This is a genomic window from Mesorhizobium sp. M4A.F.Ca.ET.090.04.2.1 (assembly GCF_003999085.1).
Classification (GTDB): domain Bacteria; phylum Pseudomonadota; class Alphaproteobacteria; order Rhizobiales; family Rhizobiaceae; genus Mesorhizobium.
The window spans coordinates 1-856 of sequence record NZ_RZOT01000950.1; the positions used below are offsets into that span (position 1 = coordinate 1).

Consider the following 856-nt stretch of genomic DNA (forward strand, 5'->3'; position numbering starts at 1 on the left):
CCTTCGGGCGTGTTATTACAAGCCCCGGGTGCCGAGCACCCGGAGTTCCTGGCTTCTCCAGGGTTCCTTGTTTCGCCGAGCGGCGGGCGGGGCGCCGCTTTTCCCGCCGCACCCGATAAATAACCCGTCGGCTATGAATTAACTCATAACTCCTCAGTTATTGAATTGTCAAGCATACCTTGTCGAATGCAGGCCGCCCGCCGCCTGCTGGACCGATCATTGCCGCTTTCACGGCAGCGGACCCGATGCTAGGGCTGTCGCCGAAAATACGGACGGACCGCATCTTGACCAAGAATTCTCAGCCAACCCTGATCGAGCTCTGTGTCGAAGGCATTGACGGGCTGCTTGCCGCGCAGGCCGCCGGCGCCGACCGGGTCGAACTCTGCGCCAGCCTGGTCGAAGGCGGCATCACGCCGAGCCTCGGCACTGTGCGCGCGGCGCTCGAGCTTGCCACCATTCCGTTCCACGTCATCGTCAGGCCGCGCGGCGGCGATTTCCTCTATAGCGAGGCCGAATACCGTTCGATGCTCGCCGATGTCAGCGCGCTTGCCGACCTCTGCGTCGCCGGCGTCGTCGTCGGCTGCCTGAACGCCGACGGCACCATCGACGAGACCCGCATGGGTGAACTGGCGCGTGCGGCTGGCGCGCTCAACGTCACCTGCCACCGCGCCTTCGACATGACGCGCGACCCGGCCGAGGCACTCGAGGCACTGGTCCGCTGCAAGGTCGGCCGCGTGCTGACCAGCGGCCAGCGCGACTCGGCACTGGAGGGCGCCGAGCTTCTGGCCGCGCTCGTCCGCCAGGCTGGCGAGCGCATCATCATCCTCGGCTGCGGCGGGCTCGATCCCGACAATAT

1 protein-coding gene is annotated in these 856 nt (G+C 66.0%); it reads left to right on the plus strand.

Annotation, left to right across the window (positions count from 1 at the left end; genetic code table 11):
• Positions 1-284: 284 nt before the first annotated feature.
• Positions 285-856, plus strand: a 572-nt coding sequence (locus EN781_RS33395; RefSeq protein WP_127400775.1) for a copper homeostasis protein CutC, incomplete at its 3' end; no start/stop codon positions are given.